The organism is Flavobacterium laiguense, assembly GCF_003097655.1.
Taxonomy (GTDB): domain Bacteria; phylum Bacteroidota; class Bacteroidia; order Flavobacteriales; family Flavobacteriaceae; genus Flavobacterium; species Flavobacterium laiguense.
The window spans coordinates 12,942-28,934 of the sequence record NZ_QCZH01000030.1; the positions used below are offsets into that span (position 1 = coordinate 12,942).

Annotated in this window: 12 protein-coding genes; 8 read left to right on the forward strand and 4 right to left on the reverse strand. The window is 33.5% G+C overall.

The genetic code is table 11. From position 1 onward, the window contains the following. Positions 1–28: 28 nt before the first annotated feature. From gldF to dnaN, 3 genes are all read left to right on the forward strand, one after another. On the forward strand, positions 29–754 hold the full coding sequence (gene gldF / locus DB891_RS16450; protein WP_116764672.1) for a gliding motility-associated ABC transporter permease subunit GldF: 726 nt from the start codon (positions 29–31) through the stop codon (positions 752–754). After that, on the forward strand, positions 754–2,439 hold the full coding sequence (gene gldG / locus DB891_RS16455; protein ID WP_116764673.1) for a gliding motility-associated ABC transporter substrate-binding protein GldG: 1,686 nt from the start codon (positions 754–756) through the stop codon (positions 2,437–2,439). The genes gldF and gldG overlap by 1 nt, the downstream gene beginning before the upstream one ends. Before the next feature lie 106 nt (positions 2,440–2,545). Then, positions 2,546–3,664: a DNA polymerase III subunit beta gene (gene dnaN / locus DB891_RS16460; protein ID WP_116764674.1), complete on the forward strand. Its 1,119-nt coding sequence runs from the start codon at positions 2,546–2,548 to the stop codon at positions 3,662–3,664. A 435-nt stretch (positions 3,665–4,099) separates the two neighbouring features. Here the strand turns inward: dnaN and DB891_RS16465 are convergent, their stop codons facing one another. From DB891_RS16465 to DB891_RS16480, 4 genes are all read right to left on the reverse strand, one after another. Further along, a complete protein-coding gene (locus tag DB891_RS16465; RefSeq protein ID WP_116764675.1) occupies positions 4,100–5,872 on the reverse strand; it encodes a MutS-related protein in 1,773 nt (590 codons plus the stop codon). Positions 5,873–6,015: 143 nt separating this feature from the next. After that, positions 6,016–6,849 carry a universal stress protein gene (locus DB891_RS16470; protein WP_116764676.1) on the reverse strand — a complete coding sequence of 278 codons (834 nt, stop codon included), beginning with the start codon at positions 6,847–6,849 and terminating at the stop codon, positions 6,016–6,018. 284 nt (positions 6,850–7,133) lie between these two features. Then, the gene (locus DB891_RS16475; protein WP_116764677.1) at positions 7,134–7,961 is read right to left on the reverse strand and encodes a universal stress protein; all 828 of its coding nucleotides are present in this window, start codon (positions 7,959–7,961) and stop codon (positions 7,134–7,136) included. 237 nt (positions 7,962–8,198) lie between these two features. Next, the gene (locus tag DB891_RS16480; protein ID WP_116764678.1) at positions 8,199–9,032 is read right to left on the reverse strand and encodes a universal stress protein; all 834 of its coding nucleotides are present in this window, start codon (positions 9,030–9,032) and stop codon (positions 8,199–8,201) included. 269 nt (positions 9,033–9,301) lie between these two features. On the opposite strand from DB891_RS16480, the gene mnmE reads away from it, so the two are divergent. The 5 genes from mnmE (at position 9,302) to DB891_RS16505 (ending at position 15,561) form a co-directional block, all read left to right on the forward strand. After that, complete coding sequence (gene mnmE / locus DB891_RS16485) at positions 9,302–10,690, forward strand: tRNA uridine-5-carboxymethylaminomethyl(34) synthesis GTPase MnmE (protein WP_116764679.1); 1,389 nt, start codon at positions 9,302–9,304, stop codon at positions 10,688–10,690. A gap of 149 nt (positions 10,691–10,839) precedes the next feature. After that, a complete protein-coding gene (locus DB891_RS16490) occupies positions 10,840–11,967 on the forward strand; it encodes a tyrosine-type recombinase/integrase (protein ID WP_116764680.1) in 1,128 nt (375 codons plus the stop codon). Between the two features lie 5 nt (positions 11,968–11,972). Then, a complete protein-coding gene (locus DB891_RS16495; protein WP_116764681.1) occupies positions 11,973–12,968 on the forward strand; it encodes a hypothetical protein in 996 nt (331 codons plus the stop codon). A 74-nt stretch (positions 12,969–13,042) separates the two neighbouring features. Beyond that, entirely contained in the window at positions 13,043–13,330 is a 288-nt protein-coding gene (locus DB891_RS16500) for a helix-turn-helix transcriptional regulator (RefSeq protein ID WP_116764682.1), read from the forward strand. A 56-nt stretch (positions 13,331–13,386) separates the two neighbouring features. Next, positions 13,387–15,561 carry a VapE domain-containing protein gene (locus tag DB891_RS16505; RefSeq protein WP_116764683.1) on the forward strand — a complete coding sequence of 725 codons (2,175 nt, stop codon included), beginning with the start codon at positions 13,387–13,389 and terminating at the stop codon, positions 15,559–15,561. Positions 15,562–15,993: the final 432 nt, after the last annotated feature.

The following is a 15,993-nucleotide window of genomic DNA, read 5'->3' on the forward strand; positions in this document are numbered from 1 at the left end:
AGTAAACCTGAAACAAAAAAATAAATAAATGAAATCAATAGTATTACGAGAAATAAAATCCTTTTTTGGTTCCCCAATCGGATATTTGGTAATTGCCCTTTTCTTGATTGGAAATGGCTTATTCCTTTGGGTTTTCGAAGGGGAGTATAACATTTTAAACACCGGTTTTGCCGATTTAACGCCATTTTTCACATTGGCTCCGTGGATTTTAATATTCCTGATTCCTGCTGTTACTATGCGCAGTTTTTCGGATGAAAAAAAACAAGGTACACTCGAATTATTGCTCACAAAACCGATTAGTCTTTGGGAGATTGTAAACGGAAAATTCTTGGGGGCTTTTCTGTTAATCGTCATGGCCATCATTCCTACTTTTATTTATGTAGAAGTGGTTTGGAATCTGGGTTCTCCCGAAGGAAATCTTGATTTAGGAAGCACTTTAGGTTCATATTTTGGACTATTATTCTTAATCGCTGCTTATTCTGCTATTGGGATATTTACTTCATCGATTTCAGAAAATCAGATTGTTTCGTTTATCATTGCTGTTTTCCTTTGCTTCTTTTTCTATTTTGGTTTTCAAGGATTGGCTTCTCTTCTACCTGGTTTTTCTTCTTTTATTTCTTATTTCGGAATGCAAGATCATTATACGAGTATGAGTCGAGGTGTCATAGACACACGAGACGTAATCTATTTTAGTAGTATTGCTGTTTTGTTCCTTTCTTTCACAGTCTTCAATTTAAAATCTATTAAATCGTAATGAAAGCATTCAATATAAAAAACACCAAATCATTATTGATTACTGTTGCGGTAGTATTACTTTTAAACATCATTAGCAATTTCTTTTTTCATCGTTTTGATTTAACCCAAGACCATCGCTATACCCTATCCCCTACTACTTTAAAGATTCTTAAAGATGTAAAAAATCCTTTGTCCATAAAAGTGTACTTACAAGGAGAATTACCCGCAGAGTTCAAGCGATTGCAACAAGAATCCAAACAACTGTTGGAAGAATTTCAAGCGTATAATTCCAATATTATCATCGAATTTGTGGATCCATTGGAGAACAAAGACGAGAGTATGGATAAAATTAAAGAATTGTATCGAAAAGGCTTAACTCCAATAAATATAACTGTTGACGACAAAGGAAAGCAATCACAATCGATGGTTTTCCCTTGGGCAATTGCTGTTTACAACAATAAAGAAGTCAATATTCCTCTGATGAAAAACATTATGGGAGCTTCTACCACTCAAAAAGTTATTGGATCGGTTCAGCATCTTGAATATTCCATTTCGGATGGAATTAATAAAATTTCAAAGGACAAACAAAAGAAAGTTGCCATCATAAAAGGGAACGGAGAACTTCAAGAACAACACATCGCCAAATTCCTGATGCAAGTACGCGAAAGTTATTTCATTGGGCCATTTACGTTAGATTCTGTGGCTAAAAATCCTGTGGAGACTTTAAAATCACTTCAAAATTATGATTTGGCGATTATTGCCAAACCGACCGAAGCCTTTAGTGATGAAGAGAAATTAGTACTGGATCAATTCATTATCAATGGCGGGAAAACCCTTTGGCTGATTGATCAGGTCAATGCCGAAATGGACAGCCTTTATAATCCTTCGGGAGCAACATTAGCATTTCCAAAAGACTTAAACCTAAACGATATGTTCTTCAAATATGGAGTCCGTATCAATCCTGACTTAGTCAAAGACGAGCAAGGCAGCCCTATAAAACTAGCGAGTGGAGAACAAGGAAGCGGAACACAATACCAGGATTTCAACTGGAAATTTGCTCCACAGGTATATCCTACTAGTAAACATCCAATTGTAAAAAATCTAGGTGGCATCAAACTTGATTTTGCCAATGCGATGGACACTTTGAAAAACGGAATTAAGAAAACGGTACTATTACAGTCTTCTCCTTATTCCAAAAGAATAGGAACTCCTGTTGAAATCAACTTGAGTATCGTTTCGGAACAAACCTCGCCGGCAGAATACCTCAATAAAGGAAATATTCCGTTAGCGGTTTTATTGGAAGGTACTTTTCACTCTATGTTCGAAAATCGTGTTTTACCTTTTGAGGAAAAATCATTCCTAGCCAAAGGAAATCAGAGTAAAATGATCGTGATTTCGGATGGAGATATTATAAAAAATCAATTGGATAAAGAAGGACAACCTGTAGAATTAGGTTATGACCAACGCTCAGGTAATTTATATGACAATAAAGATTTTATGATGAATTGTGTCAATTACCTTTTGGATGATACTGGACTTATTAACATTCGAAGCAAGGATCTTGATTTACCATTATTAGATAAAGAGAAAGTATATGAAAACTATACCTTTACACAATTCCTAACTATCGGGCTTCCAATTCTAATTTTGTTTCTTTTTGGCATCGCATTTACATTCCTCAGAAAAAGAAAGTACAGTAAATAGATGTTAATAAAAAATTTGCAATACTAGAATAGTTTACAATATATTTGTAAAGTGTATTCTAAATTTTATTTAAAAAAAGTACACCATTAAAAACAAAACAATACAGATGAAATTTATAGTATCGAGTTCGTACTTATTAAAACAATTACAAGTTTTAGGTAGTGTTATCAACAATAACAATACTTTGCCTATTTTGGATAACTTCTTATTTGAATTAGATAATAACGAATTAACTGTTTCGGCATCCGATTTGGAGACTACTATGTCTGCAACATTGGCTATCGACTCAACCAGTAAAGGGAGTGTTGCAGTACCTGCAAAATTATTATTGGAAATCCTTAAAACTTTTCCAGAACAACCCTTAACTTTCACGGTTGAAGAAAACAGCACTATAGAAATTAGTTCTAATTCAGGGAAATATGCTTTAGCGTATGCTCCAGGAGAAGAATTCCCAAAATCAGTAAACTTAGACGAACCATCAGTAACACTAGTACCTTCAGATGTTTTGGCAACTGCTATCAGCAAAACCATCTTCGCAGCTGGAAATGACGATTTACGTCCTGTAATGTCTGGGGTTTTCTTCCAATTTTCTCCAGAAGGGTTGATTTTTGTAGCAACAGATGCTCACAAATTAGTAAAATATGCTCGTACTGATGTAAAAGCATCTCAAGTGGCTGAGTTTATTATGCCAAAGAAACCTTTGACTATTTTAAAAAGTATATTAGGTACCTCAGATGCTGAAGTGAAAATAGAATATAACGATTCCAATGCTACTTTCTCTTTCGACAATTATATTTTATTGTGTCGTTTAATCGATGGAAAATACCCGAATTACGAAGCAGTTATCCCAAAAGAAAATCCAAACAAATTGATGATGGATCGTTCTCAGTTTTTGAGTTCAGTACGTCGTGTTGCCATTTTCTCTAACAAAACAACGCACCAAATTCGTTTGAAAGTTGCAGGAGCCGAATTGAATATTTCTGCTGAAGATATCGACTACTCCAACAAAGCCGAAGAAAGATTGACTTGTGATTACCAAGGGGACGATATGCAAATAGGTTTCAACTCTCGTTTCTTGACTGAAATGTTGAACAACCTGCAATCGGATATGATTATGCTCGAAATGTCATTACCTAACAGAGCCGGAATTCTAACTCCAATAGATGGACTGGAAGAAGGCGAAACCGTAACCATGCTTGTAATGCCAGTAATGCTAAACAGCTAGTTACTTCAAAATACTAAACTAACCAAAACCATTTTTTATATTTGAAAAAACCGAAATTCCTAACCAGAGTTTTGGTTTTTTTTTGGTCTTGTTCCAAGTGAGGGAATGCATTATACGTAAGCTACGTCTTTGCGAGGAACGAAGCAATCTCATATCGTATATCGATTCCTATTGATTCACTTTGCTTGCTCGAGCTAGTGAGATTGCTTCGTTCCTCGCAAGGACTTTGTTTGCGTGCTTTGCGTACGGTATGTCTTTGCGAGGAACGAAGCAATCTCATATCGTTCATCGATTCCAATTGATTTACTTTGCTTGCTCGGGCTAGTGAGATTGCTTCGTTCTAATTGATTCACTTTGCTTGCTCGGGTTAGTGAGATTGCTTCGTTCCTCGCAAAGACTAACTGTGACTGATCACTAAAAAACTGAACACTTCTCCTAAATAACTCCCATTTTTTTCATCAAGAAAGTGGCGCTTTTGTTTTTACAAATACCGTCGCGGAGAGTGTAATCAAAATGTAATTCATTGTTGCTAATTTCGACTTCAAAGCATTTGTTGGTTAGAATTTCGGGATATTCATTGGTGGTTAAACAAACTTCTATGTCGTGTGTAGCAATGGCACCGATGGCTTTTTTGGCAATTACTTTTTTGACTACTTCAATCGTTCCATTGCGTTTATCATCCGAGTTGGTACCTCTCAGAATTTCGTCCAAAAGTACAAAGGCAGGATTATCTTCCAATTCATCCATGATTTGCTTCAATCGCTTGATCTCGGCAAAGAAATAAGACTCACTGTCGGATAACGAATCCGAAAGTCGCATAGAGACTAAAACAGGCAAAGGATGCACATTCGCACTACTTGCACATACAGGTGAACCCATTCCTGTAAGCACCATATTGATTCCTAAACTACGCAAAAAAGTACTTTTACCCGACATGTTCGAACCGGTCAAGATCATAAACGATTGAGGCTGAAATTGCACCTCGTTCCCTACTCTGGTGGTTGGATTTAATAAAGGATGGCTTAAGTTGGAGAAATCAATTTCATAATTAGAATTCAATGCAGGAAACACAAAATCCGGATTGTTATACGAGAAATTGGCCAAACTGTTGAGCATTTCAAATTCGCCAATCACTTCTAACCATACTTCCAACACAACGGCATGCTGCTTTTTCCATGCAATCAGGGATTTCAAGACATGTAGATTAAACAGAAAAGTTCCATTAAACAATAAACCCGTCACAAAGTTCCCAATACTGTCCATTTTGGAAAACAACTCGGCCAACTGCTGAAGATGAACACTCGCTTTCTGATTTTGAAAATTCAGCTTTTGCTGTAAAGCGATTAACTTTTCGGAATGGAAGGTTTCATTTTCTATTTTTTGAACTAACAAACCGTATTGACTGATAATTACGTTGATATTGTCGGCTTGCGCAATTTCCATTTTGATTCGTTTTAGGAAATTACCTAAAATCATCAAATTAAAAATAAACAAAAACGACAAGCAAGAGAGAAAAACGGTTTTTGAGGTGATTAAATACCCCAAAAAACAACTTAAAAATAATGCAGGAAACAAATATGAAATGAAGATTGCGCCTTTTGACAACGATTTGCTGTTAAAGACACTCCATTGCAATAGTGTTTTATAAAGCGTTTCATTGTCCTGCCCTACTTTGGCGAAAGCCAAAAACTCCTGACGCCAATTTAGTTTTTCTTTTAATTCCTGTACTGCTTGATGATTCTTCAGTATTTCATCATTCGGCAAAAGTGTCAATAACTGTTTGGCCAAAGTCCTTTTACCAATAAAAGTGGCGGTTCTATTTAAGTTTTGAAACAAAGAATGTTCCCCGAAAATATCCAAATCATAGGCATACGGATGATGGAAATCATTGAATTCGGCGCCATTTTCAAAAGGAATTGATTTTCGCTCCAAATAGGTGATTTCATTTTCGTTGATATCGACCAATGCGCTTTTTATTTTTCTATGAAACGATAGTTTCGAATGGATTCGCATCAAAAAAAGAAAACTAGCAAACAGTACAATTGCCATTATGACAAATACTGATTTGCTAGTTTTTATGTAATAAAATAAGCTTCCTAGAAAAAGTAAAATGCTAATGAATCTAAGAAAACTAATGCTATTGTACTTTGTATTGATTGATTTTAATTCCTCTGAATAGTTTTGTCTATTGCTTTTATATATTTCCATCTTTTGTTTTAATGATATACAAATGTAAGGAAAATCAATGGCAATTTCAATGGCAATTTCAATGGCAATTTCAATATCAATGACAATATCAATGGCAATGACAATTCAAAAAAATCTAAAATCTAAATTCTAAATTCTGCAATCTACCCCTCGTGCATTGCCAAAACAGGTACTATCGAAATATTGGTCATTTTTTGTGTCAAGCTTGGGTCGAACAACTCAGAGAAGAAATTTCGTTTATGGGTGATCATCGCCAAAATATCGATGTTTTTATGAGATACAAAATCTAAAATCGTTCCTTTAACTTCATCACTTGTAACTACTGAAAACTTAACAGGTTCGTGTTCGAACTCAGTTTTCCATTGATTAATTGTTACATCAGAAACATCTGATTTGCTTGTTTTTACATACAAACATTTCACTATAGCGTGTGTTTTTTTGGCAATTTTAATGACTTGTCTTAATGCTGTTTTGTCTTTATCTCTAAAACGGGTTGTAAATCCAATGGTTTCTATTTTTGTAAATTGAGCTTCTACAGGGACACTTAGCACAGGGACATCTACTGTTGTTACTACTGATCCTGTATTAGATCCTACAAAAAAAGATTCCCAACCTGTGGCACCAGAAGTTCCCATGACTATAAAATCTATATTCTCTTCTTTGACAGCATTTTTGATATTAAAAATTAAGTCGCCATCCATTAGTTTATGGCTTAACTTAATGTGTTCTAATTTTCGCTTTTGTGCTATTTCACGAAGTTTTGGAATTTCCTCTTTGAACATATCAAATTGTGCCAATTGTAGGGAATCAAAAATGGTATAATAATTATCCGGAATAAACTGATTGTCAATAATCGGCAAATCAAAAGTATGCAATAAAACGAGCTCTCCATTTACAATTTTAGCAAATTCTAATGCGTGAATAAAAGCATTATTGGCTACTTCGGAAAAATCGGTGGGAAATAAAATCTTTTTCATTTTGATATGAATTAAGGATTAATTTTTGGTTTACAATTTTGCTTTTTAATTTAATCTATCGTGGAACTGATCGTGAATCATTTCTTTTACAACCATTATTTGTCGTTTTGCAGGGCGCGCGTGAGGGATAGCATAGTTCACCTCTGTTTTCCTTTGAATAAATTTAGTGTTTTATCAAATACAAAGTAAAGGCGGATAGCCCGACAGATTAGGAAAAGGGGCCGAATAAGCGGTTGGCTGAGTAGGCCCCTTTTCCTAATGTGGCACGTCCAAATATTCAATAATTAATGAACGGATAGAATTGGGATGTTGACATGGAACGTCAATTTTTTGGAAAGACTTACTTGAAAAATTTTTTCAAAAAAACCTCTGTGTCGTTCATGAATGGCTATCATATTTATATTGTTTTTTTCGATAAAGTTTAAAATTACTCCTTCAATATCGTCGCTTAATACGGAATGAAAAGCAACGTCCTGATCTTTGAAAACGTTCTTAAAATCGACCACAAAATCGTCTTTATAAACGGTGTGCGGCGGTTTTACATTGAGACAATCAATGTGTGAATGAAAGACATTGGACAAAGCCAGAACTTTTTTTAAGGGTTCGATGTCATCCATGTTAAATTTTGTGGTAAACAATATTCTTTCTATAGGTGTATAATTACATTGTTCCGGAACAGCCAAAACTGTAGCATTGCATTCATTCATTATTTTTGTGGTTACATTCCCTAAAAATATTTCCCGTAAATGGGTTACCCCTCTGGTTCCCATAACAATAAAATCTACGTTTTCTTTTTTGGAGAGTGCCACTACTTCCTTTACTAAATAGCCTTGGATAAGAACATTACTGATCTTAACATGTGAAAGATTATTGGCTTCGGCTATCTTTCGTAAAACTGGTACCTCGTCTTTATAGTTTTCAAAATCACTTAATTCCTCATACTCATAAATCTCTTGCAAATAAATGGAAACATCTAGATAGGCAGGCGAATCCAACTCATAGACATGCAGCGTAATAATCTCGGCATTTATGGCATCGGCTAGCTTTAAAGCATAAATAAAAGCATTCTTTGAAACGTCTGAAAAATCAGTAGGGAATAATATTTTCTTCATAGCTATTTTAGTTTACTGAATATCAATAATTTATATAAAGTTACAAAACTTATAAAAATAAAGCATGATAATTATCATTTTGATTACTAATTAATAAAAAAATAACATAAAATGCATTGATTATGTAGACTTGTTGGGTAGTAAGTTTTTCTTATTTTTGAATAAATCATAGATTTTATTCAACACGATTCCATAGTGGTATTGGCTTCTTCTCTAAATGTGGTTTTAGAATATTACCTAATCAACAGGTATTTCCAAAATTGGTATTTCGAAATTAGGAGTATTATTTACAGCAAAACGGGGTTTAAATATATCAGCGAAAACACCTCTTTTATAAGTAAGCATTGTTAATACATCTATTTTTTTTTCTAAAACAAAGTCCAAAACAATATCTTTTATTTCATCACCAGTAACTACAAAAAACGCTATTGGTTCTTGCTCAAACTCTTTTTCCCATTTTTCTATTGTATCTTTTGAAATATCAGAATACTGGGTTTTAACATAAAGACATTTCACATTGGCATTTGTTTTTTTTGCAATATTCAATACCTTTTTAAGCGCAATTTTATCTTCGTCTTTAAATCGAGTTCTATACCCAATCGTTTTAATTTTTTTGTGTTTGGCTCCCAATGGAATACACAACATAGGAACATCTATCCCCATAATTACTGAGCCTGACTTTGAACCAACAAAAAATGCATCCCAATCTGTAGCCCCGGATGTACCCATGACTACAAAATCTATTTCATCTTCTTGAATTGCTTTTTTAATATTTGAAGTTAAATCTCCACCCATAAGTCGGTGGGTCATTTTTATTTTACCCAAATGATGCCCATCGGCTATTGTGCGAAGTTTTGGTATTTCGTCTTTAAACAGGTCAAATTGCAATAACTCTAAAGAATCATATATCTCCTTAAAATTTTCATGAAAAAATTGCTCATCAAACACTGGTAAATCATAGGAATGCAATAAAATAAGTTCGCCTTGCACTATTTTAGCAAATTCTAAAGCATGAACAAAGGCATTTGTGGCTACTTCTGAAAAATCGGTTGGAAAGAGTATTTTTTTCATTTTATTAGAGAATTAAAATGATTAGCCTATCAAAGGTAAATATAAAAAACTAATTTTAACACATTAACAAAGTAGTGTTTACAATAAAATTTACACAAAAAAAGAGATCCAAAAAACACAATTGATTAAGCAATTTACCTGTCGTATCAGAACCCATTTCAGTTCTTTTTTCATTAGCAGCCTTAATCAACAATTGTGTTTTTGAGGTTTTCTATGGATAAACCAATACTCGCTAAGATTTGTTATCTTTGCACTCTAGATTTAAAAAAATGTTAAATAACGATTCCATAGTGGCACTAGCAACACCATCTGGTGCTGGAGCAATTGCCATAATCCGAATTTCAGGAGAAGATGCTATTACTTTAGGCAATACTGTTTTTCGATCCATAAAAAATAAGGATTTAAGACTTCAAAAAACACATACTTTACACCTTGGCCATATTGTAGACGATACAAAAACGCTGGATGAAGTTTTGGTTTCTATTTTCAAAGGACCTAACTCGTATACAGGCGAGAATACTATCGAAATATCGTGTCACGGTTCTACTTATATTCAGCAACAAATCATTCAGCTATTACTTCGTAAAGGTTGTCGAATGGCCAATGCAGGTGAATTTACACTTCGTGCTTTCTTGAATGGGAAACTTGACCTTTCGCAAGCCGAGGCCGTTGCCGATTTGATTTCGTCAGACAATGAAGCGTCACACCAAATTGCCATGCAGCAAATGCGTGGGGGATTCTCTAACGAGATTGCCAAACTGCGTGAGGAACTGTTGAATTTTGCTTCGCTCATAGAGCTTGAACTTGACTTTGCCGAGGAAGATGTAGAATTTGCCGACAGAACCCAATTTCATGAATTATTGAACCGAATTGAGTTTGTACTCAAACGTTTAATCGATTCTTTTGCTGTTGGGAATGTGATAAAAAACGGAATTCCAGTAGCTATTGTAGGCGAACCCAATGTGGGAAAATCAACACTGCTGAATGCTTTGTTGAACGAGGAACGCGCCATTGTTTCTGAAATTGCTGGAACAACCCGGGATACAATCGAAGACGAATTGGTAATTGGTGGTATTGGTTTTCGATTCATAGATACAGCTGGAATTCGGGAAACGGTAGATGTAGTAGAAAGCATCGGGATTAAAAAAACCTTTGAAAAAATTGAACAAGCTCAGGTTGTAGTTTTTCTTTTTGACAGTTCGGAGTTTAAAGTTTCGGGATTGAAATTAAAAGTAGAATTAGAAAAAATTAAGAATCAGTTTCCGTTGAAACCGCTTGTGATTATCGGCAACAAGGCCGATAAATTGACTGAAACCGAAATTCAAAATATAAAAACCGAGATTCCAGAAATTCTATTAATTTCGGCCAAAGAAAAACTAGGCGTTGAAGATCTTAAAAACCAACTGCTTTCTTTTGTTAACACCGGTGCTTTGCGCAACAATGAAACCATCGTTACCAACACCCGTCATTACGATTCTTTACTGAAAGCTTTAGACGAGATTCAGAAAGTGAAATTTGGACTTGAAACCAATCTTTCTAGCGACCTTATGGCGCTTGATATTAAAGAAGCACTATACCAATTTGGGATGATTACCGGTCAGGTTACCAATGATGAATTGTTGGGGAATATATTTGCGAATTTCTGTATCGGGAAATAAAAGCACTTTCTTTAACTATACTTAGCTTTCTATAACTTGACTACCATTGATTTAGCTGTATTTTAGCTTTCTTGTATTAACTTTAATTCATACATTTGTTACACTTCAAGTACACCTTATCAAAAATAAGGTGTAAAAATGTACACCTTATGATAATTAGTTTAAAGAAGAAAAAATTACAAAACGGTAAATTCAGTTTATATTTAGAATACTACAAAGGTTCTACACTAAATATAGAAGGCAAAAGGATTCACTTAAGAGATTTTGAATATCTAAAGTTATACCCACATCAAGATCCAAAAACTGCCAGTGAAAAAAAGGAGAATAAAGAAATTGATACTTTAAGTGAACAGATACTATCTATCCGTAAAGCAGAATACTTTCAAGGTAAATTTGACATAAAAAACACAGCTAAATCAAAAAGAAGTTTTTTAGATTTTTTCTTTGAAAAAACGGAAGATAAAATTGATTCTCCTAAAAACTACGGAAACTGGACTGCTACATTACTTCATTTAAAAAGATGTATAAGTCCAAATTTATTATTTGAAGAGGTTGATGAGAATTTTATCAAAAGAGTTCGTAACTACTTTGACAAAGAAGCCAAAACGAAAAGTGACACTCCCCTATCATTAAATTCAAAATACTCTTATTACAATAAATTCAAAGCTTGTTTAAGAGCTGCATTTGATGATGGTTATTTATCAATTAATTACGCCTCAAAAACGAAATCATTTGAACAAGCTGAAAGTCAAAGAGAATACTTAACTCATCAAGAGTTACAATCATTAGCTAGTACACCATGCAAATATGATGTTTTAAAACGTGCATTTTTATTTTCTTGTCTTGCAGGACTTCGTTGGAGCGATATAAATACAATGGTTTGGTCAGAAGTTAGAGATGAAGGCGATGTTAGTAAAGTGAATTTTAGACAAGAGAAAACAGATGGGGTTGAATACCTTTACATTTCTAATCAAGCTCGTGAGTTATTGCAAACACGCCAGTCACCTACAGATAGAGTTTTTACAGGCCTAAAGTACAGTGCTGTTTATAATAACGAAATTGTACGCTGGTGCAATCGAGCCGGAATATCAAAGCACATAACGTTTCACAGTGCGAGACATACAAATGCAGTGCTTTTACTTGAAAACGGAGCTGATATCTACACCGTTTCTAAGAGATTAGGACACCGTGAAATACGCACTACAGCAATTTATGCTAAAATTGTTGATCAAAAAATGAAAGAAGCCGCTAATCTAATCCCTAATATTAATATTTAACTGATATGTTATATTCCTATTTCAAAATTAAAGACAAACATTATAAAACTTTAGATTACATTAAAAACAACTTAAATTCTGAGCAAAACACTTTATCCATTAAGAAGAAAATAAATAAACTAAATGAATATCAGTTTTTCTATTTATTCTCTGATATATTATATTATTACCCAATTAATCAACTAACGATAGACACGCTAGGGAGCTTTTTTGAGATAGAAATAAGAAATATAAACGAAGTCGACGCATTGCCTTTTCAAGATAATAATCCAGCTGACGATTTTATTCCTATAAGAGATAGCTTTGCAACTTTTAATTACACAGAAAGACTTCCGCATTTAATTGACTATTATTTAAATACAAAAGAGTACCCTAAGGAAACTCTTACTACAAAGATTTTGGTTTTATCTGACAAAATCCTTGGAAACATACACCAACAAGTATGTGCTATTAAATATTACTTCCTTAGGTACGTTGAATATAAAGAAAGTATTGATAGCGGCATAAAAGTTTACTATTCAATGGATATTATAGTAGCATTAGAGAATTATGAAAAAAATCTTTTAGAAATATACGAGAAAATTCAAGAGAAAATCTCTACAATATCAAAACTTACACTTAAAACTGGAAATTATATGATAAATATAGATAAAGAAATTTTAAAAAAACTATATTTTGGTTTGGAAAAATTCATGTTCATTGACCAAAAAAAAACTACATTAGACCAATTTATTGAAGTTTTTGAACTTGATTGGGACGCTCATAATTCCATTGTATATCTTGAAATGGATAACATCCAATTTAATTTCTTCATTGAATGCATTCATGATTTTTTCAATGCTAAAATCCCTATAACATTTATTGAGCGCTCTGGAAACATTGAAAACAAAAATGGTAAAATAAAAGCAAAATCAGTATATGCTTCAGTTTCTAAAAGCAACATGATACCTAAAGACTTCAAATCGATTAAATCAATTTTTGAAGAAATAAAATTTAGTTAACCACCTTAACCTATTAACCTTAATCTATTTTACTTTAAAGACTTTTGCTACCATAACGATAAAACAAATCACTTATGGAAAGCAATGCTATTATTCAAAAATTAACCCAATTAGAGAAACTTATAATTGGGACAACTAAACAAATCTTCACTGTTGATGATGTTGTAAACTACACTGGGTTCTCAAAAAGTTATGTCTATAAACTAGTACATAATAATATACTTCCCTATTCTAAACCCAACAATAGAACACTCTTTTTTACAAAATTAGAGATTGATGAGTGGTTACTACAAAACAAGTCTAAATCTGTTTCTCAAATAGAGAAAGAAGCCATTAGTTATACTAATTCTAATAAAAAATAAAAGCGTTCAATTCTACCAAATTGTAACGCTTTTAACTTTATTTTTTTACTGTAATTATGGACAAAAATACAATATTATCTGCAAAATCTGAACAAGACATATTTTTAAAATTTCTTAACCTTTCGGAATTCCCTAAAGGAAATATTTCCAGCCCGTTTTCAGAAGATAAAAACCCAAGTTTTTCGCTTTACAAAAACGGATCTTATAAATGTAATTCTACAGGTAAACAAGGTGATTGTTTTCAGTTTGTGGCCGACTTGAATAATTTGGACTGCAAAACTCAATTTCATGAGGTTTTAGGCATCATTGCCAAGGAATTCAATATCGCTGAAGAAAACAAAGAGACAACTCATTTTACATTTGACACAAAAGAATTTTCTAAGGAACATTTAGATTATTTTTCACAAGGAAACTGGAATGTTACACAAGAATTATTAATCAAACACAATGTTTTCGCTTTGGAAAAATTTGAGTTTTATAATTCTAAAAAAGAAGAAATTTCGAAAGTAAAACTGTTCGAAAATGTTATAGGATTTGCCTATAAATTGAATAATTATGTAGCTGAAATCTATATTCCAAAGCAAGATAAAGCACAAAAATTCTATTTAAATAAATACCGTTCCAATGATGTCTTTGGCTTGGAACAATTAAATCCCAAAGCTGAATTTATCATCATTTCTGCCGGTAAAAAGGACTGTTTAATTTTAAATGCAAATGGATACAATGCCGTGACTTTTCGTTCCGAAAATCATAACATAACACCCGAACAGATGAAAGCTTTAGGCAATAAAACTATTTTCATTTGTTACGATAATGATGAATCCGGCAGAAACGCTCGAAAAAAAACTACAAATAAATATGATGTAAAAGAAATCATTTTGCCCGATGATTTTAATGACGTAGCCGATTTTTTTAAAGTTCGAAATAAAGCCGATTTTCAAAAATTAATCGATAATACGACGATGACAACGGTAGATAAATCAAAAGAGATTTACTCCATTTTCCATCAAGCAGAGGATTTTGTTGGAGCTAAATATAAATTTCGTTATAACAAGATTAAAATGTTTGTTGAAGTAGCCCCTCTTAATTCAGACATATGGAAAGAGTTAAACGAAAACAATCTGTATTTGGACTTGCAGAAACACGGTATTAAAATTTCATTGAGTAATTTGTCTGCTATTTTGAAATCCGACTTTTGCCGTGATTTCAATCCAATTCAATCCTATTTCGAAGAACTTCCTGCTTGGGATGGTAAAACCGATCACATTGCGAACTTGGCGAAATATGTTTTGGCTTTTGATCCATCAGCATTCGAGTATCATTTTCGCAAATGGCTAGTGAGAGCCGTTTTTTGCGCTTCAGACGACCATTTCTTCAATAAACAATCCCTAGTGCTAGTTTCTAATCAAAATGATGGTAAAACCTCCTTTTGGAATTGGCTCAGTCCAGATGCGCTTGCGCCCTATTACACCGATCGAATCACTACCGATAAGGACGGCATCATTTCACTCGCGAGAAATTTTATGATCAATATCGATGAACTCGCCAGTTTAAACAAACAAGATACAAAGCAATTAAAAGCTTTGTTTTCAATGAAGAATATCAACATTCGGGTTCCTTTCGGACGGAATGAAGCTAACTTAATTCGTCGCTGTTCTTTTGTGGGTTCAACCAATGAACAGAGCTTTCTCGCTGACGAAACGGGTTCTGTCCGTTGGCTTTGCTTTAATATTAAAGGCATCAATTGGGATTATGCGAAACACTGTAATGTTGATTTTGTTTGGGCTCAAGCTTATGCCTTATATAAATCTACCACTAACCGTAACGAATGGGACTTGTCAAAAGACGAAATCGAACAAAACGAAAAGCGAAACGCTAAATTCAAGCAACTTTCAATCGAACAGGAATTAATTGGGCGTTATTTTGAGAAAACCCAAATTGGTCAAGGAAAGCATTTTACCAGTACGGATATTCTTGTTTATTTGCGCCCTTTAGGCGTTAATGTCAACGCTATTGCTGTTGGTCGTGCAATGCATTCATTGGGTTATGAGAAATCAAAAGAAAATGGTGTTTATGGTTATTGGCTACACCCGAAACCGCTTTATACGGAAAGCAATTTTAATACTGGCGAAGGTACTTTTCATAAATCCGATAGCCCGCATATTGCGAAAATAAAACCAATTGTCGAACCAGTTTTGCAAACTGAAATCGAATTAAACAATTTACAGTAAAAAAATAAATATCAAATATAGTAAAATAAGTTACCCATCTTACCCAATCTATATAAAACCCTTATTTTATAAGGCTTAAGACTGGGTAAGATACTTAAAATAAAAGTTACCCATAAGTTACCCAAAGTTACCCAAAATAGAAATATTAAAATTTTAACATTTGGGTAAGATGGGTAAAATGAAAAAAGACACTTTTTTATCTTACCCGCCCCGCTATCACTGGGCTGGGTAAGATGGTAAGATGTTTTGGCCTTTTTGAGATTATAAAATCAGAACTTATTGAAAAATTCAAGAAAAAAACAAAACTTTATTAAAATAATAAAGCAAACTAGTAATCCCATTTTATTCCCTTTTGTGCAAATTCCGGTGATATTGACCACCCAATTCCAATTTAAAGTGAGCACCTGATTCCAATTCAAAATGACCACCTAA

Coding starts and splice junctions, on each gene's coding strand:
- gldF (WP_116764672.1), top strand. CDS start 29: ATGAAATCAATAGTATTACGAGAAATAAAATCCTTTTTTGGTTCCCCA.
- gldG (WP_116764673.1), top strand. CDS start 754: ATGAAAGCATTCAATATAAAAAACACCAAATCATTATTGATTACTGTT.
- dnaN (WP_116764674.1), top strand. CDS start 2,546: ATGAAATTTATAGTATCGAGTTCGTACTTATTAAAACAATTACAAGTT.
- DB891_RS16465 (WP_116764675.1), bottom strand. CDS start 5,872: ATGGAAATATATAAAAGCAATAGACAAAACTATTCAGAGGAATTAAAA.
- DB891_RS16470 (WP_116764676.1), bottom strand. CDS start 6,849: ATGAAAAAGATTTTATTTCCCACCGATTTTTCCGAAGTAGCCAATAAT.
- DB891_RS16475 (WP_116764677.1), bottom strand. CDS start 7,961: ATGAAGAAAATATTATTCCCTACTGATTTTTCAGACGTTTCAAAGAAT.
- DB891_RS16480 (WP_116764678.1), bottom strand. CDS start 9,032: ATGAAAAAAATACTCTTTCCAACCGATTTTTCAGAAGTAGCCACAAAT.
- mnmE (WP_116764679.1), top strand. CDS start 9,302: ATGTTAAATAACGATTCCATAGTGGCACTAGCAACACCATCTGGTGCT.
- DB891_RS16490 (WP_116764680.1), top strand. CDS start 10,840: ATGATAATTAGTTTAAAGAAGAAAAAATTACAAAACGGTAAATTCAGT.
- DB891_RS16495 (WP_116764681.1), top strand. CDS start 11,973: ATGTTATATTCCTATTTCAAAATTAAAGACAAACATTATAAAACTTTA.
- DB891_RS16500 (WP_116764682.1), top strand. CDS start 13,043: ATGGAAAGCAATGCTATTATTCAAAAATTAACCCAATTAGAGAAACTT.
- DB891_RS16505 (WP_116764683.1), top strand. CDS start 13,387: ATGGACAAAAATACAATATTATCTGCAAAATCTGAACAAGACATATTT.